The following is a 20,420-nucleotide window of genomic DNA, read 5'->3' as shown; positions in this document are numbered from 1 at the left end:
CTGGCGCTCAGTCGCGGCGGCGGCGCAAAATGCCCACGGCCAGGGCCACCGAGGCCAGGGCCAGGGGCCAGGTTTGTGCGGGGTCGGTGGTGGGTGCACCGATCAGGAGCAGTTGGGCCAGGGTGTCGAGCATGGGGCCTCCGTGTGGCGGGCTTGGTCAATGCTGCAATGCAACATCGGTGCCAGCTCGGGGCCATCATGGCGTGTGAAGGTGTGAGGTGACGATGCGTTGGGGACAACACAAGGAGCCGATCGTGGCGGTGGCCACGGCCCCCGGCCGAGGGGCGGTGGGCATTGTGCGGGTGTCGGGCCAGGGCCTGATGCCACTGGCCCGCGCGCTGTGTGGCCGTGAACTGGCGCCGCGCGTGGCCACGTACGGGCCGTTCAAGGACGCCCGTGGCGAGGCGCTGGACCATGGCCTGGCGGTGTATTTTCCGGCGCCGCACAGCTACACCGGTGAGGACGTGCTGGAGCTGCAGGGCCACGGCGGCCCCGTGGTGATGCAGTTGTTGCTGGCGCGCTGCCTGGAAGCGGCGGCCGCGCCTGAGGGGGCCACGGGCCGCGCCTGCCTGCCGGGCTTGCGACTGGCCGAGCCCGGCGAGTTCACGCAACGGGCGTTCTTGAACGACAAGATCGACCTGGCCCAGGCCGAGGCGATCGCCGACCTGATCGATGCCAGCACCGAGGCGGCGGCACGTTCGGCCAGCCGCTCTTTGGGTGGGGCCTTCAGCCGCGAGGTGGAGGCTTTGCGCGCCCAGATGGTGCAGTTGCGCATGCTGGTGGAGGCCACGCTGGACTTCCCGGAAGAAGAGATCGACTTTCTGGAAAAGGCCGATGCACGCGGCAAGCTCGACCGCCTGGCCACCACCCTGGAGACGGTGTTGCGCCAGGCACGCCAGGGCGCCTTGTTGCGCGAAGGACTTCAGGTGGTGCTGGCCGGCCAGCCCAATGCGGGCAAGAGCTCCTTGCTCAATGCCCTGGCCGGCGCGGAGCTGGCCATCGTCACCCCGATCGCGGGCACCACGCGCGACAAGGTCAGCCAGACGATCCAGATCGAGGGCGTGCCCCTGCACGTGATCGACACGGCCGGCTTGCGCGCCGACGAAGACGCCACCGACGAGGTGGAGCGCATCGGCATGGCGCGCAGCTGGGAGGCCATCCGAGGCGCCGATGCGGTGTTGTTTCTGCACGACCTGACCCGCGTGCATGAGCCTGCGTATGTGCAGGCCGACGAGGCCATCGCCGCCCGTCTGCCGCCAGGCCTGCGCGTGGTGCACGTGTTCAACAAGGCCGATGTGGACGCCACCGTGGCGGGCGTGGCGCCGGCGGCCGGACAGGCCGTGCGGCTGTCGGCCCGCACCGGTGAGGGCTTGCAGGCCCTGCGTCAGACCTTGCTGGAGATCGCGGGCTGGCAGGCGGTGCCCGAGGGCCTGTTCATCGCCCGGCAACGCCATGTGCAGGCCTTGCGCGTGGCGCGTGAGCACCTGGGCCATGCCCAGGCCCACGCCGCACAGGCCGATGGGGCCCTGGACCTGCTGGCCGAAGAGCTGCGACTGGCGCACAATGCCCTGGGCAGCATCACCGGGGTGTTCTCGGCCGACGATTTGCTGGGTGAAATATTCACGCGGTTCTGCATCGGCAAGTGACAGCGGCGGGCGCTTGATTTAAAGTCACTCGGTTGCGCAGGCTTGGCGCGCACGTCAGGCACGAGCAGAGCACAGGCACAGCGCAAGCAAGGCACAGGTGAGGCAAGGATGGATTCGACAGAATTGATTCAGGCGATACAGACGCTGAACACGGAAGACGCCTTCCGTGCGCGCCTGGATGCGCAGCAATGGCGCACGTTTTGCCAGTACCTCACCCGGCATGAACTGCGCTCGGGCGACCTGCTCATCAAGCAGGGTGACCACGACCGCACGGTGTACTTTCTAGGGCAGGGCTCGCTGCAGGTGTTCGTCACGGGCGGTGCGCCGGGTGCGTCCCGCATCGCCATCTTGCGGCCCGGGGCCATCTGCGGCGAACCCGGCCTGTTCACCGACGCCCCCCGCATGGCCAATGTCGAGGCCATGACGCCCTGTGTGATCTACGCCTTGCGCCTGCCTCGGTTTGAAGAACTGGCCGCCCGCGTGCCGCTGGTGGCGGTGGAGGTGGTCAGGGCCGCAGGCGGGGTGATGGCCTTGCGCATGCGGGCCAACCTGACACGGCAGGTGCCGGTGGCGTGAGGGGAGGCCAGCAGGGATGTCCGTGACGACAGGCGTGCGCCGGCCCACCATCCTGGTGGCCGACGATTCTCCGCAGAACATCGAGTTGTTGACCCGGGTGCTGGGGTCGGACCACCGCATCAAGGTGGCCACCTCCGGCGAAAAGGCCCTGCAGCTGGCGTACTCCGACGAGCCACCTGACCTGATCTTGCTGGACATCATGATGCCCGACCTCAGTGGGCACGAGGTGTGTCGGCGCATCAAGGCCAACCCCGATCGCCGCCGCATTCCCATCATCTTCGTGACGGCCATGAGCACGATCGAAGACGAGGCCATGGGCCTGAGCCTGGGCGCGGTCGACTACATCACCAAACCCATCAGCCCGCCGCTGGTGCAGGCCCGTGTGCGCACGCACCTGGCGCTGTACGACCAGTCGCGCGAGCTGGAGCGCATGGTGGCGCAGCGCACCAGCGAGCTGGTGGCCACGCGCCAGCAGATCATCCGTCGCCTGGGACGGGCCGCCGGGTTCAAGGACCACCAGGGTGGCAACCACGTGGTGCGCATCAGCCACATCGCCCGCTTGCTGGGGCAGCAGATCGGCCTGGGCCCTGAAGCCCTGCAACTGCTGTTTCAGACCTCGGCCTTGCACGACGTGGGCAAGATCGGCATCCCCGACCATGTGTTGAGCAAACCGGGCCCTCTGACCGATGACGAGCGCGTGCTGGTGCGCCAGCATCCCCAGATCGGGGCCGACATCATCGGCCGCCACGAGCACGAGTTGCTGGCCACGGCCCGCACCATTGCGCTGACCCACCATGAGCGCTGGGACGGCACCGGCTATCCCCAGGGCTTGCAGGGCGAGCAGATTCCCTTGTTCGGGCGCATCGTGGCCATGGCCGATGTGTTCGATGCGCTCATGAACGACCGGCCTTACCGCCCCGCCATGACGGGCCCGCAGGCACTGGCCATCATCGCCGAAGAGCGCGGCCGGGCGTTTGACCCGGTGCTGGTCGATGCGTTCATGCAGCAGCAGTACGAGATCTTGCGGATCATGGAGCTGTACGCCGACGAGCGCGGCGCAGGCTTCGCCGATTCGGTGATCTGATCACGCCGGCGTGTGCTGGCCGTGGAGGGCCAGACCGTTCACCAGGGCCGTCAGCGCTTGCTGGGCGGCGCTGAAATCGTACTGTTCCAGCGCCCGACGCAGTGGCGTGATCAGCGGCTCGTCCAGCAGGGCCGGCCAGGTCTCCAGCAGTTCGTGCAGGTGGTCGCGGGCCTGCGCGTCGTGCTCGCTGATCAGGCGGGCCAGGGTGTCCCAGTCTTGGCCGTCGGTTTGTTGGGTCATGGCCTGCAGGGCCTGGCGCGCCGCGTCCTGGCGATCGGCGCCGGTTTGTTGCATGGCGTCGATCTCGCCGATGACCTGGTCGAGCGCGCTCACGGCCAGCTGCTGCAGTTCGCGACAACGGGTGCGCCACAGGGCCGGTTCTTCGGCGGCCTGCTGGCCACCCGACAGCGCCTGCTCCAGGTGTTCGCACGCCTCGGCCAGCGCCCGCGCGCCGATGTTGCCGGCCAGGCCCTTGAGGGTGTGCGTGAGCAGTTGGGCCTGCTCGCGGCTGCTGGCGTGATCGTAGAAGGTGCCGAAGTCGCGCTGGGTGCGCGCAAAGCCCTTGAGTAGCCGGCTGTACAGGTCCAGGTTGCCCATGCAGCGCGCCAGTCCGTCGGTGGTGTCCAGGTGCTGCAGCGAGCCGCTGTGTGGTGTCTGGCCGTCCACGCCCTGGAGCAGGTGCGCGGTGTCTGCCCGTCCTGAGGGCGTGATCCAGCGCGCCATGATGTCGAACATGCGGGCCAGGTCCAGCGGCTTGGTGATGTGGTCGTTCATGCCGCTGCGCAAGACGCGCTCGCGGTCGGTGGCCATGGCCGAGGCGGTCATGGCGATCACGGGCAGGCTTTGCCACTGGGCTTGCTCGCGGATGCGCTCGGTGGCGGAGTAGCCGTCCAGCACGGGCATCTGGCAGTCCATCAGCACGCCGTCAAAGGGCCCGTCGTCCTGCAGCCGGTTCAAGGCCTCCTGCCCGTTGTTGGCCGTGATCACCTCCATGCCGGCGCGCTCCAGCAGGTCACGGGCCAGTTCCTGGTTCATGGGCTGGTCTTCGACCAGCAGCACGCGGGCGCCCGCCAGACGCTCACGGGCCTGGGTCAGGATCCGGGTGCTCTCTGGCAGGGCGCTGGGTGGGGTGTTGTCCTGGCCGAGCACGCGGCTGAGCGTGTCGAACAGGGTGGAGGGCGTCACCGGCTTGTTGAGCACGCCGGCCAGGTCGACGCCGGCGTCCTGCGCGGCGGCGGTCGCTTCTTCACGCCCGAAGGCGGTGACCAGCAACACGCAGGGGCGGTGTTCCGGCGGCATGTCCAGCGCTTCGCGGGCAAAGGTGATGCCGTCCATGTCCGGCATGCGCCAGTCTGTCAGCAAGATGTCGTGGGGCTGGCCGGCCTGCACGGCCTGTTGCATGCGCAGCAAGGCGGCGTCGCCGCTGTCGGCGGTGTCGACGTGCAGACCCAGGCGACGCACCATGTCGCCCAGCACCTCGCGGGCGGTGGCGTTGTCGTCCACCAGCATCACGCGGCGGCCCTGCAGCTCGCTGGCCAGCAGGGCGCGGCGCGTCTGTTGCGACTGCACGCCAAAGCGCGCCGTGAAGTGGAAGGTCGATCCTCGGCCGGGCTGGCTGTTGGCCCAGATGCGGCCGTTCATGAGCTCGACCAGTTGTCGCGAGATGGTCAGGCCCAGGCCGGTGCCGCCGTACTGGCGCGTGGTGGAGCTGTCGGCCTGGGTGAAGGGCTCGAACAGGTGCTCGATCTGGGCCTGGTCCATGCCGATGCCGCTGTCGCGCACCCAGAAGTGCAAGAGCACGTCGTGCGGGCCCTGGCGCTGCACCTCGCAGCCGATGAGGATGTCGCCGCTGTCGGTGAACTTGATGGCGTTGGTGCCCAGGTTGATCAGCACCTGGCCCAGGCGGATGGGGTCGCCGATCAGGGCCGTGGGGATCTCGGGCGGGGCGGTGAACAGCAGCTCCAGCCCCTTTTCTTCGGCGCGCACGCCCAGCACTTCGGCCATGTGGCGCACGACGTTTTCCAGCTGGAAGGGCACGGACTCGAGCTCGAGCTTGCCGGATTCGATCTTGGAGACGTCCAGCACGTCGTTGAGGATCTGCAGCAAGGTGGTGGCCCCGCGGTGCGCCTTGTCCACATAGCTGCGGGCCTTGGCGGGCAGCTCGTCCATCAGGGCCAGATGGGTCATGCCCATGATGGCGTTCATGGGGGTGCGGATTTCGTGCGACATGTTGGCCAGGAAGTTGCTCTTGGCCTGGGTGGCCGCTTCGGCGGCGCGTTGAGCGGCCTGTTGGGCCAGCTCGGCCCGTTTGCGGGCACTGATGTCCTGGATGACGGCACAGTACTGCAGGCGCTGCTCGAACTCGAAGGGCACGAGCACGATCTCGGTGTCGAACGGCTCCCCGTCCAGGCGGGTGTGTCGCCATTCGAAGGTGACGGCCTGTTGGGTGTGGGCGGCCTGCGACAGGATGGCCTGGGCATCGGGGTTCAAGGCGGCCATCGGCGACAAGGGCGGGCGCGTCGGGTCCAGTCCCAGCAGGGCCTGGTCGGTTTCGGCACCAAACAGCTGCAGGGCGCTGGGGTTGCAGCGCGTGATGCCGTGTTCGGTGTCAAAGAACAGGAAAGCCACCGGCGAGTTGAGGAACACGGCCTGGGTGCGGGCCTCCACCTGCTTGCGCTCGGTGATGTCGGCCCAGTAGCCGTTGAAGACCTGGCTGCCGTCGCTGTGGTGCACGCACCGGCTTTCGCAACGCAGCCACCGGTTGCCTTCGGGTGTGCGGATCTGGAAGTCGGTGGGGTGCAGCGGTGGGCCCACCATGTCCGGCCCCATGAGCGACCAGACTTTCTGTGGTTGCGTGCGGAAGTCGTCGTGGCCCAGCGCCAGCAGGCTCTGGGCGCTTTGGGCCACGAAGCTGAATTCGCCCGGGGCGTCGGGTGGCTGGCGCCAGCAAAACACGCTCAGCGGCAGGGCGTGGGCCATGCGTTCCAGCTCGCGCTGGGCGCGGCTGAGTGCGGCCTGGCGACGGATGCGCTGCCCCATCAGGGCCAGGCCCCCCAGGCCCCCCAGCCAGGCCAGCGTGGTCACGGTGGCGCCGGCCGCGATCAGGGCGGCTTCGCCTTGCATCGGCACCAGCGCCCACAAGGTCAGGTCGCGCCCGTCCAGGGGCCGCGACAGCGCCATGAAGCGTTGCTCGCCTTCGCGCACCACCAGCACCTGCTCATCACGCACCCGCAAACGTTCAAGTTGCCAGTCCACGGGCACGGGGCGGGTTTTGTACAGGCGCGCAGACGCTTCCTCATTGAGGGCCCCACGCCCCATCAGCGGTGTGCGCTGCAGGGGCAGGGCCAGTTCGCTGGCCATCACGATGACGCCTTGCTCGTCGGTGACGAACAGCCGCCGCCCCGGGTCTTGCAGCATTTTGGAGAACGCGCGCGCGTACTGCATCACCACCACGACGCCCATGGGCGCGTCGATGGGTCCGACCCGCGATGAAAAGAAGAACGCCGGCCCGACGGCCACCTGCGAGACCGCGAACTGGTAGCCCAGGCCACTGGGGTTGTCCAGGGCATCGACGTAATAGCGGCGGCCGCGGAAGCTGCGCCCGATGGCGTTGTCCGTCTGGTGGGCGTTGCTGTCGGCCAGGGTGGTGCCGTACGAGTCGGTGACGAACAGGGCGCCCAGCCCAAAATCCTGCGCCGTGGCGGTGAGCTGCTCGCTTTGGGCCTGCACGCTGCGCTGCACCTCGGCCAGGTTGCGCACCTGTGTGCGCTGGGTCTCGCTCAGGCGGTCGCTGTTGGCCAGCACGTGGTCGTTCAGGTAGCGGCGGATGCCCTCCTGGCGGGCCAGGGCGCGGGGCAACACCGTGAGCTGCTGAAAGCTGTCTTGCAGGCCGCGCTGGGCGCTGTCCAGTCGGTGCTGGGTGGCTTGCAGGGCTTCGTGGCGCAAGAACTGCAGGGCCTGCCACAGGCCCCAGCCCCCAAGCGACAGGGCCAACACGCTCCATAAGACGGCCGCGATGGTCACGCGGCGCGAGAGCACGCGCCAGGGGCGGTCGGTGGGCAAGGACATCGCATCCGGTGGGGTGCTGGCCATGGACATGGAGCCTCCAGGGTGAATGGCGCCCCTGCTGGGCCTGGACGGCTGGGACGCCGGGCCGCGGTGCGCATGGCCCCGAGTGTGCATCTTTGAGGGCCACAGGCCTAGAGGGCATGCCCCGCTTTTGGGCATTGAACAACAACAGACTGCACACAACCTAGAATCGACCGCATGAGCGATGTCAATCCATCCATGCCGCCCGAGCAGGCGGTGCTGAACCAGGCCACCCGGGCCCTGGCCATCGAGGCGCAGGCCCTCAGCGAGATGCGCGATCGATTGCAGGATGTGCAAGGCCCGGCGGGCCAGGCCTTCGTGCAGGCGGTGCGCACGGTGCTGGCCTGCCGTGGTCGCCTGGTGGTCATGGGCATGGGCAAGAGCGGTCACGTGGGGCGCAAGATCGCCGCCACGCTGGCCTCCACCGGCACGCCGGCCATGTTCGTGCACCCGGCCGAGGCCCACCACGGGGACCTGGGCATGGTGCGCCCGGGGGATGTGGTGCTGGCCATCTCCAACTCGGGCGAAAGCGAAGAGCTGACGGCCTTGCTGCCCGTCATCAAGCGCCAGGGCATTGCCCTGCTGGCGATGACCGGCAAACCGGGATCGGCCCTGGCACGGCACGCCGATGTGGTGCTGGACAGCGCCGTGGCCCTGGAGGCCTGCCCCCTCAACCTGGCGCCCACCGCCAGCACCACGGCCCAGATGGCCCTGGGGGACGCGCTGGCCGTGGCCCTGCTGGATGCGCGGGGCTTCAAGGCCGAAGACTTTGCCCGCTCGCATCCGGGCGGCTCGCTGGGCCGGCGCCTGCTCACCCACCTGCGTGATGTCATGCGCACGGGCGAGGCCATTCCGCGCGTGGGGCCCCAGGCCAGCTTTGGGGATCTGATGCGCGAGATGAGCGCCAAGGGCCTGGGCGCCGCTGCCGTGGTCGACGCCGATGACCGGGTGCTGGGCGTGTTCACCGATGGCGACCTGCGCCGCCGCATCGAAGCCGGGGTGGATCTGCGCGCCCTGGACGCGCAGGCCCTGATGACCCCTGCGCCGCGCACCGTGCGCGATGAGGTGCTGGCCGCCGAAGCCGTGGCCCTGATGGAACAACACCGCATCAATACCTTGCTGGTGGTCGATGCGCAGCAACGGCTGGTGGGTGCGGTCAGCACCAACGACCTGATGCGCGCCAAGGTGATCTGACAAGGTGGTGAACGTGTCTGCTGCAAACCTGTTTTTTGATGCCGCCTTGCTGGCCCAGGCTGCGGGCGTGCGCGCGGCGATTTTCGATGTGGACGGCGTGCTGACCGACGGCACGCTGTACATCAGCGAGGCGGGCGAGACGCTCAAGGCCTTTCACGCCCTGGACGGCCATGGCCTCAAGCTGCTGGCGATGGCGGGCCTCACGCCCATCGTCATCACCGGCCGGGATTCGCCGGCGGTGCGTCGCCGCCTGAAAGACCTGGGCATCACCGAGGCGGTGTTTGGCGCCCACGACAAGCTGGCCGTGGCCGAGCCCGTGCTGGCCCGCCTGGGGCTGTCGTGGTCGCAGGTGGCGGTGATGGGCGACGACTGGCCCGACCTGCCGTTGTTGCTGAGGGCCGGCCTGGCGGTGGCCCCGCCCAATGCCCACACCGAGGCGCAGGCCGTGGCCCACCACGTGTGCCGTGCGCGAGGCGGTCAAGGGGCTGCGCGTGAGTGCTGCGACCTGCTGCTGCTGGCCACGGGCCACTACCAGCGCCTGCTGAGCGGCCACGCGCAAACGCTGGACACCACGGCCGAAGGGCCCCGCACATGAGCCCCCGGCCAAGCCGGGTCCGGCGCGCGTGGGTGTGGGCCTGGCTGGAGCGGGCGCAGGCTGCCTTGCCGCTGGTGGCGCTGGCGGGGGTGGCCGGCTTCAGCTGGTGGCTGGTGCGCTCGTCCATGGTGCCTGAGCCGAGCGTGGCCACTGCACTGAAGGACGACACCGCCGATGTCGAGCTGCAGCACGCCGAACTGTTGCGCGCCGGGCCGGATGGCCGTCTGGCGTGGGTGCTGCAGGGCGACCGCATTCGGCACCTGCCCCTCAGCGAGCGCCTGACCGTGGACCGCATTCGCCTGCATGCACTGGACGACACCGGGCGCACCCTGCGGGCCGAGGCCTTGTTGGGCGAGGCCGATCAGCGCCGCGAGGTCGTGACCATGCGCGGTGACGTGCAGGCCTGGATGCGCGGGCCCGGTGCCTCGGGGACGTCGATGTTGCTGGGTGAGGGCCTGAGCGCCGACCTGCGCCGCGAGGTGCTCAGCTCGTCCACACCGGTGGTGATGCTGCAATCCGGCAGCGTGGTGCGGGGCCAGAGTCTGCGCCACGATGCACGCACCGGGGTCAGCGAACTGGGCGGGCGGGTGACCGGCCGCTACGAGTCAGCACCCTGAGCTGCAGCGCGCCCAAAAAAAAACGACACCCGGAGGTGTCGTTTTTGGGGGGGTCAGTGTGACCAGACGGGCTCAGTAGCCGCCGTAGCCACCACCGTTGCCGCCACGGCCACCGCCGTAACCGCCGCCGTCACCACGGCCGCCGCCGTAGCCGCCTTCGCGGCGACCGCCGCCAAAGCCACCACCGCCGCCTTCACGACGGCCACCGCCGCCGCCGCCGTTGCCACCACCGTAGGGGCTGCGGAAGCCGGCAGGACGCTCTTCACGGGGACGGGCCACGTTCACGACCACGGCGCGACCCGCCACGGGCTGACCGTTCAGGCCGTTGATGGCGGCCTGGGCTTCTTCGTCAGAGCCCATTTCGACGAAACCGAAGCCCTTGGAGCGGCCGGTTTCGCGGTCCATCATGACCTTGGCCGAGTTGACCGAGCCATATTGAGAGAAAGCGTCGTTCAGATCCTGATCGCGCACGCTGTAGGCCAGATTGCCCACGTACAGCTTGTTGCCCATGAGAGAGCTCCTTTCCAGTGAACCATGCGGAGCTTCAACCCATCAGGACCCATTCCATCAGACGGTGCCGCTTCCAGACACAGACCCGGCCATTATGGTGGAGCACAATGCGTTGTGCCAGTCTGTCAAGCAGAAATTTTGCTGCCATGTCAAGCCAGCCGATTCCGTGTTGTGTGGCCCCCTCAGGGTCCCCCCCGGGCTTGCCCCTATGATCGGGACGCGTTCGACGCCCGCCCGGCAGGCCGGCGTGACGCCACAGAAAGAGGTGTATGTCTGTTCCATCCCATGCGCACGGCCCGGCAGGGGGCCGGTTTGACTGGTGGCAGGCCCTGGTGAGGGTGCTGTCCAGCGTGGAGGCCTTGCGTGAGGGCCGCGCGCTCTACACCCTGCTGGCCACCTTCTGTTGCGCCGGCCTGGCGGCGGCCAGTGCCCAGGCCTCGGTGGGGCGCGATGAGCTGCCATGGGCCATTGGCCAGGGGGCGTTGGCCTTGTTCGTGGCGTTTTACGGCGTGAACGCGGCCGGTCTCATCATGATGGACCGTGCACAGGGGCGGCCGCCCCGCGAGGTGGTCGATGCCGTGCTCGACGCCTTGGGCATGGCCCACCGTGTGCTGCTGGTGCTGTCGGTGATGCTGCTGGCCGGCGCCTGTCTGGCCGCGGTGCTGGGCGGCATGTACTGGCTCAGTGGGCCCAGGCAGGTGGGGCCCTGGTTGTTTGCCCTCGTGGCGCCCGTGACGGTGGTGCTCATCGGTTGGGCCTTGCTGGCCGGTGCGGCGGTGCTGGCGCCCCTGACGGCGCCCACGGTGTGGGCCGGTGCAGGCTCATGGCAGGCCCTGCGGCGGGTGTGGCGCTTGATGCGCACCCGCCTGTTGCAGGCGGTGGTGCTCAATGCCGCCCTCAGCGTGGCCACCGGCTTGGTGGGCGCCGCCGCCAGCCTGATCGTGCTGATCGGGGGGCGTGTGATGGCCGAGGCCTCGGTGTGGATCATGGGGGTGGACGTGCCGCCCGAGGCCTTGATGGCCGGTCTGGTCGGCCGTGGGGTGTGGGTCAACAACCCGTCGGCCGTGCCTGCCGAGTCGCTGCAGTACATCGCGTCGGCCACCATCGGCGGGGGCGTCGTCTTTGCCATCGCCCTGGTGTTGCCCACCCTGGTCTACCTGCGGGGCGTGTGCGAAATCCACCTGGCCCTCGCAGCCTCTGATGCGTCGTCCGAGGCCCCATGACGTCACCGGCCTTGCCCCGTCGCCCGACCGACCCGCCGCCTTGTGATTGCGGTCGCGCCAGGGCCTACACCGCGTGCTGCGGCCTGTTCCATGCCGACCCCATGGTGGCCGCGCCCGACCCCGAGTCATTGATGCGCTCGCGTTACAGCGCCTTCGTGCGCGACGAGCGGGCTTATCTGCTGGCCACCTGGCACCCCTCGACCCGCCCATCCGAGATCGAGGCGCCCGAGCCAGGCTTGCGTTGGCTGGGCCTGGAGGTCAAGGCGGTGCGCTGGGATGGTGGCGATGAAGGCACGGTGCGTTTCGTGGCCCGATACAAGCTCGGGGGGCGGGCCTTCAGGCTGGAAGAAACCAGCCGCTTCGTGCGTGAGGCGGGGCGCTGGACTTACGTGGCGGCGCTGGACGCCGCTTGAGGCTGGGTGAGGTCTTCCAGCACCTCCAGCCAGTGCAGGGCGTGGACCCGGTCGGGGCCGCACATGTCGGCGCTGGGTGGCAGTGAACTGCAGACGGCCGGGCGCTGCGGCTGGCCGAACAAGCGACAGCGCAGATCGTGGTCCAGGTGGGGGCAGGGCACGCCGGCCGGTTTGCCCTGCGGCAGCCCCGGCATGGGCGAGCTGATGGACGGCGCGATGCAACAGGCCGCGCAGCCAGGACGGCAGTTCATCTGAGGAAAGAGGGCCCTGCTTGAATGCTCGGTGACGACAGCGAGAACAGTCACTATACGAGCCTGCCGGGGGCTTGCCAAGCCCCCATGCGTGCTCAGGCGCGGCGTCGGGCCGCCCAGCCCAGCCCGACCAGGCCGATGCCCATCAGGGCCCAGGTGCCGGGCTCGGGCACGGCGCCCACCACCAGGCTGGTGCTGTCGTAGGCCACCACGCTGCTCAGCAGTTCCAGCTGACCTTGTTCGTCAAAGCGCAGCTGGGCCCAGCCCAGGCCTGTCCAGGGCTGGGATCCGACATTGCCTTCGCGGGTTTGGGCGCCCAGCCAGAAAGTCTCTGTGCCGTACACGGTCAGGCTGGTCCAGGTTTGGTTGGTGGCGCCCACCAGCGGGATGTAGGCGCCGCTGTCGAACAGCGCGTTGCTCAGGGTGGCGCCCTCGTTGACGATGTAGAGCGCGGCGGCCACGTCCAAGCTGAAGCTCAGGCCCTGCAGGGTGTGGCTGAGGCTGCCGTCGCCCGCGACTTGCTGAGTCACTTGCCCGTACAGATAGGTGACGTCCGACTGGTTGGGTGCGTGGTAGATGGAGAACTGCACGTTGCCATCAGGCCCGTTGTAGACGTCCCAGGCGTTGGTGTCGATGGCGGCCTGGGCCGTTGGTACCATCAGCGCCGACAGCGTGGCCACGCCCAGGGCGATGGCGCGGGGGACAGGGCGCACGGCGGTGGGGCGCAAGATGGTGGACCTGGATGGGATCATGGTGTGCTCCTGGGTTTGGTGGGTCGGTCACGCGACGGTGTCCGATCAATTCGTGGCTTGATTGTGCCCGCAGGATCGCGGCGGCGCCACTGCGGGAGCACCCTTGTTGAGGGGGCGAGCGTGGCAGGGTTTCTCGCCGACAACGGCCGCCCTCGGTACAATGGAAGGTTGCTCAAAAATGAGGCAGGTTGCCCATGCTGTATCCCCAAGAATTTGACGTCATCGTGGTCGGTGGCGGCCACGCTGGCACCGAGGCCGCCCTGGCCGCGGCCCGCATGGGCTGCGCCACGCTGCTGCTGAGCCACAACATCGAGACGTTGGGGCAGATGAGCTGCAACCCGTCGATCGGCGGCATCGGCAAGGGCCACCTGGTCAAAGAGGTCGATGCCCTGGGCGGGGCCATGGGCCTGGCCACCGACGAGGGTGGCATCCAGTTCCGCATCCTCAACTCCAGCAAGGGCCCGGCCGTGCGCGCCACCCGCGCCCAGGCCGACCGCATCCTGTACAAGGCCGCCATCCGCAAGCGCCTGGAGAACCAGCGTAACCTCTGGATCTTCCAGCAGGCGGTGGACGACCTGATGGTCGAGGGCGATGGCGACGGGGCCCGCGTGGTGGGCGCCGTCACGCAGGTGGGCATCCGTTTTCGCGCGCGCACGGTGGTGCTGACCGCCGGCACCTTTCTGGACGGCAAGATTCACGTCGGGCTGCAGAACCACAGCGCCGGCCGCGCCGGTGACCCGCCCGCGATCTCGCTGTCGGCACGCCTGAAAGAACTCAAGCTGCCGCAAGGGCGTTTGAAGACCGGCACGCCGCCGCGCATCGACGGGCGCAGCATCGACTTCAGCAAACTGAGCGAACAGCCCGGCGACGGGGTGGGGGCCGTGGGGGGCTGGGGCGTGCCTGGCGAGCCGCTGTCGGCCCCGACCGGCCCCAACGTGCCCGTGTTCAGCTTCCTGGGCACGCCCGAGATGCACCCCCGCCAGCTGCCTTGCTGGATCACGCACACCAACCAGCGCACGCACGACATCATCCGCTCGGGCTTCGACCGCAGCCCGATGTTCACCGGCGTGATCGAAGGGGTGGGGCCGCGCTACTGCCCGTCGATCGAGGACAAGATCAACCGCTTTGCGGACAAGGACTCGCACCAGATCTTCCTGGAGCCTGAAGGGCTGACCACGAACGAGTTCTACCCCAACGGCATCAGCACCTCGCTGCCCTTCGACATCCAGCTGGCGGCGTTGCGCTCCATGCCCGGCTTGGAGAACGCCTACATCCTGCGGCCGGGCTACGCGATCGAGTACGACTACTTCGACCCGCGCGAGTTGAAATCCACCTTCGAGACCAAGGCCATTGGCGGCCTGTACTTCGCGGGCCAGATCAATGGCACCACCGGCTACGAAGAGGCGGCAGCCCAGGGCTTGTTCGCCGGCGTCAACGCTGCGCTGCAGGCCAAGGGGGAGGGGCCCTTCACCTTGCGCCGCGACCAGGCCTACCTGGGCGTGCTGGTGGACGACCTCATCACCAAGGGTGTGACCGAGCCGTACCGCATGTTCACCAGCCGGGCCGAGTTCCGCCTGCAACTGCGGGAAGACAACGCCGACATGCGCCTGACCGAGCTTGGCCGCCAGATCGGCCTGGTGGACGATGTGCGCTGGGATGCCTTCAACCGCAAGCGCGATGCTGTTTCACGTGAAACAGAACGGCTGCGCAACACCTGGGTGCGCCCGGCCACACTGCCGTCGGCCGACGCCGAGCGCCTGGTGGGCAAGGCCTTGGAGCGCGAGTACAGCCTGGCCGACCTGTTGCGCCGACCGGGCGTGGGCTACGACCAGGTGGCCGAGGTGGCGGTGGTCGCTGCGGCCAACCAGTTGCGGCTGCGGGCAGAGGCGGGCAAGCCGGATGGGTCGGTGAGCGGCGAGGGCGGTGTTTCACGTGAAACCACCGGCCGTGCAGCCTTGAGCGAAGGGCTGGGTGCCAAGCTGGCCGAGGCCGTGATCGAGCAGGTGGAGATCAGCATCAAGTACGCCGGCTACATCGACAAGCAGAATGAAGAGGTGGAGCGTGCCGCGTACTACGAGAACCTGCGCCTGCCCGATGAGCTGGACTACATGACCGTCAGTGCCCTCAGCCACGAGGCCCGTCAGAAATTGAACAAGCACCGGCCCGAGACCCTGGGGCAGGCTTCCCGCTTGTCGGGCATCACCCCGGCGGCGATTTCGCTCTTGCTGATCCACCTGAAGAAGGGGCGCTTCAAGGGCTTCGGTGGTTCGGCGGTGCCCGCACCCGATCAGGCCCAGACCCGGGGAGAGGTGGCATGAAAGGCTACAGGCGGCCTCTCGGCCTGAGCTCGCCAGGCGCCGGCAAGACCGGTGGCCAGCGCCCCCAACCGCGACTCGCGCCGAAGCCGGCGGTTCGCCCGCCCGTGAGCTGGTCCGAGGACCAGTGGCTGAGTGCCCTGGGGCCGGTGCTGGAGGCGCTGGGTGTGGCGCTGGACGAGGCGCAGCGTCAGCGTTGCGCTGCCTACATGGGCATGCTGGCGCACTGGAACGCCACCTACAACCTGACCGCCTTGCGCGACGCGCCGGAGATGTTCACGCACCACCTCAGCGACTGCCTGGCAGTGTTGCCTCGCCTGAACGGCCATCTGGCGGAGCGTGGCGGTGATGCGCCCGTGCGCCTGCTGGACGTGGGGAGCGGCGGTGGCCTGCCGGGGGTGCTGTTGGCGATTGCCCGTCCGGATGTGCAGGTGACCTGCGTGGACACCGTGGGCAAGAAGGCGGCCTTCATCCGGCAGGTGGCGGCCGAATTGCGCCTGCCCAATCTGCGGGCCGAACACGCGCGGGTGGAAGACCTGCGCAGTCAGCACGAGTTGGTCACGTCACGGGCCTTTGCGTCGCTGGCCGATTTCGTCGCCTTGACGCGAGAGCGCCTGGCCCCTGGCGGCGTGTGGATGGCGATGAAGGGCAGGGCACCCGAGGACGAGTTGTCTCAACTGCCTGCCGACGTCGAGGTGTTCCACGTGGAACCATTGACCGTGCCCGGCCTGGAGGCCGAGCGTTGTCTGGTGTGGATGCGCCCCGTGCCTGCCCAGGTCGGCTGAAGCCGCTGACACTGCCGATACGGCCGACAGGTGACGGGGCCGCTGCTGGCTCAGCCGCGTTGGCGGCGGCGACGGGCCATCGCGCCCACCACGCCCAGACCGGCCAGCATCAGGGCGTAGGTTTCAGGCTCGGGCACGGCCGCCGTGGCCAGGTGGAACACCGCGGTGGTGCTGGTCACTTCGTTGGACAGCGCCAGGTAGTAGTCGTTGCCCACGCGGAAGCCCTTGAGGCCTTCGGGCGAGACACTGCCATCGGCCACCAGCAGCTGCAGGAAGCTGACCGCGTTCGGATCGGTGATGTCGAAGGCGGCCACGGCCGACTTGGTGGTGCGCTCCAGGCCGATGAAGGCGACGGTGCGGCCTTCGATCTGCATGATCTCCACGCCCTCGGGCTCGACGCCCTTGTCGTCGCTGCGGCCGTCGTCGTAGATGCCGGCGGCGATGGCGGCGGCGTCCAGGATGCTGCCGCTGTCGTACACCAGGTTGCCATCTTCGTCACGGATCGAGAACGAGCGCGCACCGGCGGTGATCAGGTCGTTGGCGGTGGAGTCGGTGGTGGAGATGTTCAACTCGTTCAAGGGCGCGGCGGTGCCGAACACGTTTTTCGCGCGCTCTTTGTCGGCGTCGTCTTCGCGGAAGTCACCTTCGTTGGCCATGACCAGGAAGGTCTGACCACCCGCCTCGTAGGCCACCACGCTGTCGGGCATGTACAGGCCCTTGACGTTCAGCGACTGCAGTTCGATCTTGTTGTCTTTGTGGCTGGCATCGATCTGATTGCCCGGCTGGCTGAAGTCCTTCACGCCCAGGCCCACCACCTTGTCCACCTGGCCGCTGGCCACGTCCACCACGGCCAGGCCGTTGGCCTCTTGCAGGGTGACGTAGGCCTTGGTGCCGGCGGCGTTGACAGCGATGTACTCGGGCTCGAAGTCCATGCCGGTGTTGGTGCGCAGGTAGGAGCCCGTGCGGGCGGCGGTGTTCAGGTTGCTGGTGGTGGTGACGGTGCCCGTGGCCACGTTGATGATGCTCACGCTGCCCACGGGATCGCTGGGCGCCATGCTGCTGCCCAAGGCGCCGTAGACCGAGGGGGTGCCTTCGTTGGCCACCAGGATCTTGCTGCCGTCCTTCGTGAAGGTGAGCATGTCGGGCAGGGCGCCCACGGCGTAGCTGTTGCTGAGCGAGCGGGACGCCGTGCTGTAGGTTTGCACCAGTCCGGGCAAGTCGCGGTTGTTGTTCTCGATGGCCAGGGCGGCCACGCCGTTGTGGATGGCCACGCTGTTGACGTGCCCGAAGTTGCTGATGTCCAGGCGCTCGATGAAGGCACCCGTCGCGGCATTCAGGATGTCGACGCCCGTCACGCCCGCCACCCACAGCTCGTTGCGGGCGTCGTCAAAGGCGATGATCTCGGACAGGTAGTCTCCGTCGACGCTGTGTTGATGTGTCCAGGCCAGCGATGCACCGTCCAGCAGGCCGGCATGGGCCGAAAGGCTCAGGGTGGACAGAGAAGCGGCGGCGGCCAGGGCCAGAAGCGATTTTTTCATGGTGCACTGCAATCAGGGTGAAACACAAACCGCCAGCGAGGCGGCATACACCCTGCCAATGTGCAGAGACCGTGTGAAAGTACCGTGACATGCTGCGCACCGCTGAAGCGGTGTCACCCCCCGCTCAGAGGGTGTCCAGCGCGTCGCGCGCCTGGCGCGGACAGCCGCTGTGCAGGGCTTGCGCCAGGGCCTGTGCGCTGCCGGCAGGCCCCACGCACTGCCATCCCGCCAGGGTGTCTGCACGCCACACCACGCGCCAGAAAAAGCCGCTGTCGGCGTCGGCCTGCCAGACCTCATCGGAGTCCTGGGCCCGGCTGTCGCCCCACGCCACCACGTCCAGGTCATCGGCCTTGAGCTTGAGCATCAGCGGCCCCGCATCGCCGGTGGTTTCCTGCGCCAGCAAACCCTGCACGGCCCGTTCGGCCTGCGCCACGGCCGTGGCCCACAGCCCGCCGGGCCCGGGGGTCAGTGCCACGTCCCCCACGGCCAGGATGTGCGGGTCACTGGTGCGCTGCAAGCCGTCCACCTCGATGCCACGGGCCTGCACACGCAGGCCGGCTTCTTGTGCCAGGCGGCTGCGCGGCCGAATGCCCAGGCAGGCCACCACGATGTCGGTGGCCAGCTCCGGTCCGTCGCCCATGCGCACGCCGCGCAGTTGCTGATGGGCGTCGGTCACCCAGTGCAGTGCGGTCACCTGGGTGTGCACCGAGATGCCGCGCGCCACCAGGGCATCCGTCAGGTGGGCGCCGCCCACCGCGTCCAGCTGCGCTGCCATCAGGTGGGGCGCACGCTCCAGCAGGTGCACCTGCAGTCCACGCAACTGAAGCGCCAGCGCGGCTTCGACCCCCAGCACCCCGCCGCCCACCACCGTCGCCCGGCGTGCGTCGTGCTGACCCAGGTGGCGCTGAATGCGCTCGACGTCGGCGATGGTGCGCAACACGAAGGCGTTGCCGGCCGCATCGAACACCGCATCGGGCCGGGCGGCGTGGGCGCCTGTGGCCAGCACCAGGCGGTCATAGGGCAGGGTGCGGCCGTCTTTGAACACCACGGTTTGCGTGTGCCGGTCGATGCGCCGAACCGGGGCCCGCAGCCAAGGCGTGATGCGCCAGTCGTCGGCCCAGGCCGCGTCGCGCAGGTACAGATCACTCACCTGGGCCGAGGCCCCCAAGGCGTCCGCCAGGCCCATGCGGTTGTAGAAGGGGTGTGCTTCGTCGCTGACCAGGTGCAGCGTCACGCCAGGGCAGTGTCGCCGCAGGGCTTCGGCCATGGACACCCCGGCGATCCCGTTGCCGATGATGACGACCTGCTCGATGCCTTGCTGTTGCAGCGCGTCGGGCCCGGACGCCCTGGCCCCGTCAGGCGCGCAGGCCAGGGCTTCGCGCCGTGTGTCCACCGCGATGGGTGCGGTGACCTCGCACATGCACGCCAGGCGTGCGCGGCCTTCCAGGCCGAGGCGCCGCAAGGTGGCCAGCTCTTGGGCACCCGGCGGTGGCAACTGTTCCAGCCCTTCGCAGATGGCCACGGCATCGCCGCCACAGATCCCGGCCCCACAGCCCTTGGGCAGGCGCGTGCCCTGTTCGCGCAAGGCCTCGGCCAGGCGCTGCCCGGGTTCGACCGTGGACTGCTGGCCAGTGGCGACGTTGCGCAGGGTGGGGCGGTGCAGGTGGATGGCCTGCCACTGTGCTTTGCGCTGAGCCTCGGCCTTGCGCTGCGCCCGCAGGGTGCGGCGGTGCAGGTGCTCGTTGCGCAGGCCATTGACCAGCATGCTCAAGCCACCCAGCAAACCCAGGCCGGTGGCCCAGCCCTGGGCGTGGGGCGAGGCCTCCAGGCCCAGCAAGGCGGCAGCCTGGCGCACCATGCCCGGGCCGGTGTACAGGTAGAACAGGGCCAGCGCCGTCAGACCAAACAACAGCGACAGGCGGTAGCGGCCGATGGGCAGGGCCGTGCTCAGCAGTGCGTACAGGCCCAGGGGCGCCAGGGCGGACCCCAGCAGGCGCGCCTCGTAGTGCCACACACTGGCCGCCACCGGGGGGCTCAGGGTGAAAAAGCCCACGATCAGGCCGGGCAGCAGCCCGAAAAACCATTGCCGCCACTGCGCATGGCGGGGATCGTCGGCCGACAGGTCCTGAAAGATGGCCTGCCGGGGGTTGGCATCAAAGCAGTGCTGCTGGCAGCCCACGCAACTGGGGCAATAGCCGTTGGGCACGACGGCCAGCGGCGCATGGCCATAGGCCCGTTGCACGGGCCCCAGAGGGCAAAAAGTGCCGCACCAGCCACTGCGGCCTTTGAAGACCAGGCCGCCCGCAAACGCCAGTGCGCCCATCATCAACAGCACCCCGGCCAGCAAGGGGCCGTGGGTGTTCAGCACAGGCCCCCGCAGTGCCACACCCAGAATGAACAAGCCCATGGCGATGCCGAAGGAGGCCCGCTGCCAGCCATCGGGCAAGGTGCGCCGCCAGCCGACGCGCAGGGTGCGTGGCAGTTGGTTCATCAGCGCCATCGGACAGACCTGCCGCCACAGCCCCGGTGCCAGCACCAGCACCATCGGTACAGCGGGCACAACCAGCCCCCAGAACACAGGCAGGGCCTGCTCAGGCGCCCAGGCCATCCACGTGATGAGCCCGAGGGTGATCGACAGCGTGAACAAGCGCAGGCCCCACCACCAGGCACCGGGCAGGGCTGAACGCGCGTGCGCGTCTCGCGCAAATGGATGAACGATGTCTGTGGTGGACACGGCGGGCTTCCCTGAACGGTGCCACCGGCGGCGCGACGACCGGGGCCCTGATTTATTAATGAAACCTTAACAGTCTAGGGGTTGGCCCTTGGGTTGAA

The 20,420-nt window shown here is 68.7% G+C and carries 17 protein-coding genes; 10 read left to right on the top strand and 7 right to left on the bottom strand.

Features of this window, described 5'->3' with window-relative positions; all coding sequences use genetic code 11:
- Positions 1-7 precede the first annotated feature (7 nt).
- A complete protein-coding gene (locus WNB94_RS08915; protein WP_341389803.1) occupies positions 8-133 on the bottom strand; it encodes a hypothetical protein in 126 nt (41 codons plus the stop codon).
- 91 nt (positions 134-224) lie between these two features.
- On the opposite strand from WNB94_RS08915, the gene mnmE reads away from it, so the two are divergent.
- The 3 genes from mnmE (at position 225) to WNB94_RS08900 (ending at position 3,306) form a co-directional block, all read left to right on the top strand.
- Positions 225-1,646 (top strand): tRNA uridine-5-carboxymethylaminomethyl(34) synthesis GTPase MnmE, encoded by a 1,422-nt coding sequence (gene mnmE, locus WNB94_RS08910; RefSeq protein ID WP_341389801.1) that lies wholly within the window; start codon positions 225-227, stop codon positions 1,644-1,646.
- Positions 1,647-1,754: 108 nt separating this feature from the next.
- Positions 1,755-2,222, top strand: coding sequence for a cyclic nucleotide-binding domain-containing protein (locus WNB94_RS08905; protein ID WP_341389799.1), 468 nt, complete (start codon positions 1,755-1,757; stop codon positions 2,220-2,222).
- 16 nt (positions 2,223-2,238) lie between these two features.
- Positions 2,239-3,306 carry an HD-GYP domain-containing protein gene (locus WNB94_RS08900; protein WP_341389797.1) on the top strand — a complete coding sequence of 356 codons (1,068 nt, stop codon included), beginning with the start codon at positions 2,239-2,241 and terminating at the stop codon, positions 3,304-3,306.
- On the opposite strand, the gene WNB94_RS08895 is transcribed toward WNB94_RS08900, so the two are convergent.
- Positions 3,307-7,404, bottom strand: coding sequence for a PAS domain-containing hybrid sensor histidine kinase/response regulator family protein (locus WNB94_RS08895; protein WP_341389796.1), 4,098 nt, complete (start codon positions 7,402-7,404; stop codon positions 3,307-3,309).
- 168 nt (positions 7,405-7,572) lie between these two features.
- Between WNB94_RS08895 and WNB94_RS08890 the strand changes: the two genes are divergently transcribed.
- The 3 genes from WNB94_RS08890 to lptC are packed head-to-tail and all read left to right on the top strand — an operon-like array spanning position 7,573 to position 9,801.
- A complete protein-coding gene (locus tag WNB94_RS08890) occupies positions 7,573-8,589 on the top strand; it encodes a KpsF/GutQ family sugar-phosphate isomerase (protein WP_445819033.1) in 1,017 nt (338 codons plus the stop codon).
- Between the two features lie 13 nt (positions 8,590-8,602).
- Positions 8,603-9,184: a KdsC family phosphatase gene (locus WNB94_RS08885; protein ID WP_341389794.1), complete on the top strand. Its 582-nt coding sequence runs from the start codon at positions 8,603-8,605 to the stop codon at positions 9,182-9,184.
- The gene (gene lptC, locus WNB94_RS08880) at positions 9,181-9,801 is read left to right on the top strand and encodes an LPS export ABC transporter periplasmic protein LptC (protein ID WP_341389792.1); all 621 of its coding nucleotides are present in this window, start codon (positions 9,181-9,183) and stop codon (positions 9,799-9,801) included. Before WNB94_RS08885 ends, lptC begins: the two co-directional genes overlap by 4 nt.
- A 72-nt stretch (positions 9,802-9,873) precedes the next feature.
- On the opposite strand, the gene rbp is transcribed toward lptC, so the two are convergent.
- Positions 9,874-10,311, bottom strand: a complete 438-nt coding sequence (rbp, locus tag WNB94_RS08875; RefSeq protein ID WP_341389791.1) for an RNA-binding regulator — start codon at positions 10,309-10,311, stop codon at positions 9,874-9,876.
- 269 nt (positions 10,312-10,580) lie between these two features.
- On the opposite strand from rbp, the gene WNB94_RS08870 reads away from it, so the two are divergent.
- Together WNB94_RS08870 and WNB94_RS08865 are read left to right on the top strand one after the other, a co-directional pair.
- Positions 10,581-11,534, top strand: coding sequence for a hypothetical protein (locus WNB94_RS08870; protein WP_341389789.1), 954 nt, complete (start codon positions 10,581-10,583; stop codon positions 11,532-11,534).
- Positions 11,531-11,947, top strand: coding sequence for a YchJ family protein (locus WNB94_RS08865; protein ID WP_341389787.1), 417 nt, complete (start codon positions 11,531-11,533; stop codon positions 11,945-11,947). The genes WNB94_RS08870 and WNB94_RS08865 overlap by 4 nt, the downstream gene beginning before the upstream one ends.
- Here the strand turns inward: WNB94_RS08865 and WNB94_RS08860 are convergent.
- The gene (locus WNB94_RS08860; protein WP_341389786.1) at positions 11,920-12,198 is read right to left on the bottom strand and encodes a YkgJ family cysteine cluster protein; all 279 of its coding nucleotides are present in this window, start codon (positions 12,196-12,198) and stop codon (positions 11,920-11,922) included. The two genes, WNB94_RS08865 and WNB94_RS08860, sit on opposite strands and share 28 nt — an antisense overlap.
- Before the next feature lie 95 nt (positions 12,199-12,293).
- The gene (locus tag WNB94_RS08855) at positions 12,294-12,950 is read right to left on the bottom strand and encodes a PEP-CTERM sorting domain-containing protein (RefSeq protein WP_341389785.1); all 657 of its coding nucleotides are present in this window, start codon (positions 12,948-12,950) and stop codon (positions 12,294-12,296) included.
- A 194-nt stretch (positions 12,951-13,144) separates the two neighbouring features.
- Between WNB94_RS08855 and WNB94_RS08850 the strand changes: the two genes are divergently transcribed.
- Together WNB94_RS08850 and rsmG are read left to right on the top strand one after the other, a co-directional pair.
- Entirely contained in the window at positions 13,145-15,268 is a 2,124-nt protein-coding gene (locus WNB94_RS08850) for a tRNA uridine-5-carboxymethylaminomethyl modification enzyme MnmG/GidA (protein ID WP_341389783.1), read from the top strand.
- Positions 15,265-16,050 (top strand): 16S rRNA (guanine(527)-N(7))-methyltransferase RsmG, encoded by a 786-nt coding sequence (gene rsmG, locus WNB94_RS08845; RefSeq protein ID WP_341389781.1) that lies wholly within the window; start codon positions 15,265-15,267, stop codon positions 16,048-16,050. The genes WNB94_RS08850 and rsmG overlap by 4 nt, the downstream gene beginning before the upstream one ends.
- Before the next feature lie 50 nt (positions 16,051-16,100).
- On the opposite strand, the gene WNB94_RS08840 is transcribed toward rsmG, so the two are convergent.
- Both WNB94_RS08840 and WNB94_RS08835 read right to left on the bottom strand, forming a co-directional pair.
- The gene (locus tag WNB94_RS08840) at positions 16,101-17,588 is read right to left on the bottom strand and encodes a choice-of-anchor I family protein (protein WP_341389779.1); all 1,488 of its coding nucleotides are present in this window, start codon (positions 17,586-17,588) and stop codon (positions 16,101-16,103) included.
- A 124-nt stretch (positions 17,589-17,712) separates the two neighbouring features.
- Positions 17,713-20,322, bottom strand: coding sequence for an FAD-dependent oxidoreductase (locus WNB94_RS08835; RefSeq protein WP_341389777.1), 2,610 nt, complete (start codon positions 20,320-20,322; stop codon positions 17,713-17,715).
- Positions 20,323-20,420: the final 98 nt, after the last annotated feature.

It is taken from the genome of Aquabacterium sp. A3 (genome assembly GCF_038069945.1).
Classification (GTDB): domain Bacteria; phylum Pseudomonadota; class Gammaproteobacteria; order Burkholderiales; family Burkholderiaceae_C; genus Aquabacterium.
The sequence above is the reverse complement of the archived record's forward strand: the minus strand, read 5'-3'. Positions and strand labels throughout refer to the sequence as shown.

What these genes read in the sequence shown, in the direction of transcription:
- WNB94_RS08915 (WP_341389803.1), bottom strand. Translation starts at nt 133, where the DNA reads ATGCTCGACACCCTGGCCCAACTGCTCCTGATCGGTGCACCCACCACC.
- mnmE (WP_341389801.1), top strand. Translation starts at nt 225, where the DNA reads ATGCGTTGGGGACAACACAAGGAGCCGATCGTGGCGGTGGCCACGGCC.
- WNB94_RS08905 (WP_341389799.1), top strand. Translation starts at nt 1,755, where the DNA reads ATGGATTCGACAGAATTGATTCAGGCGATACAGACGCTGAACACGGAA.
- WNB94_RS08900 (WP_341389797.1), top strand. Translation starts at nt 2,239, where the DNA reads ATGTCCGTGACGACAGGCGTGCGCCGGCCCACCATCCTGGTGGCCGAC.
- WNB94_RS08895 (WP_341389796.1), bottom strand. Translation starts at nt 7,404, where the DNA reads ATGTCCATGGCCAGCACCCCACCGGATGCGATGTCCTTGCCCACCGAC.
- WNB94_RS08890 (WP_445819033.1), top strand. Translation starts at nt 7,573, where the DNA reads ATGAGCGATGTCAATCCATCCATGCCGCCCGAGCAGGCGGTGCTGAAC.
- lptC (WP_341389792.1), top strand. Translation starts at nt 9,181, where the DNA reads ATGAGCCCCCGGCCAAGCCGGGTCCGGCGCGCGTGGGTGTGGGCCTGG.
- rbp (WP_341389791.1), bottom strand. Translation starts at nt 10,311, where the DNA reads ATGGGCAACAAGCTGTACGTGGGCAATCTGGCCTACAGCGTGCGCGAT.
- WNB94_RS08870 (WP_341389789.1), top strand. Translation starts at nt 10,581, where the DNA reads ATGTCTGTTCCATCCCATGCGCACGGCCCGGCAGGGGGCCGGTTTGAC.
- WNB94_RS08865 (WP_341389787.1), top strand. Translation starts at nt 11,531, where the DNA reads ATGACGTCACCGGCCTTGCCCCGTCGCCCGACCGACCCGCCGCCTTGT.
- WNB94_RS08860 (WP_341389786.1), bottom strand. Translation starts at nt 12,198, where the DNA reads ATGAACTGCCGTCCTGGCTGCGCGGCCTGTTGCATCGCGCCGTCCATC.
- WNB94_RS08855 (WP_341389785.1), bottom strand. Translation starts at nt 12,950, where the DNA reads ATGATCCCATCCAGGTCCACCATCTTGCGCCCCACCGCCGTGCGCCCT.
- WNB94_RS08850 (WP_341389783.1), top strand. Translation starts at nt 13,145, where the DNA reads ATGCTGTATCCCCAAGAATTTGACGTCATCGTGGTCGGTGGCGGCCAC.
- rsmG (WP_341389781.1), top strand. Translation starts at nt 15,265, where the DNA reads ATGAAAGGCTACAGGCGGCCTCTCGGCCTGAGCTCGCCAGGCGCCGGC.
- WNB94_RS08840 (WP_341389779.1), bottom strand. Translation starts at nt 17,588, where the DNA reads ATGAAAAAATCGCTTCTGGCCCTGGCCGCCGCCGCTTCTCTGTCCACC.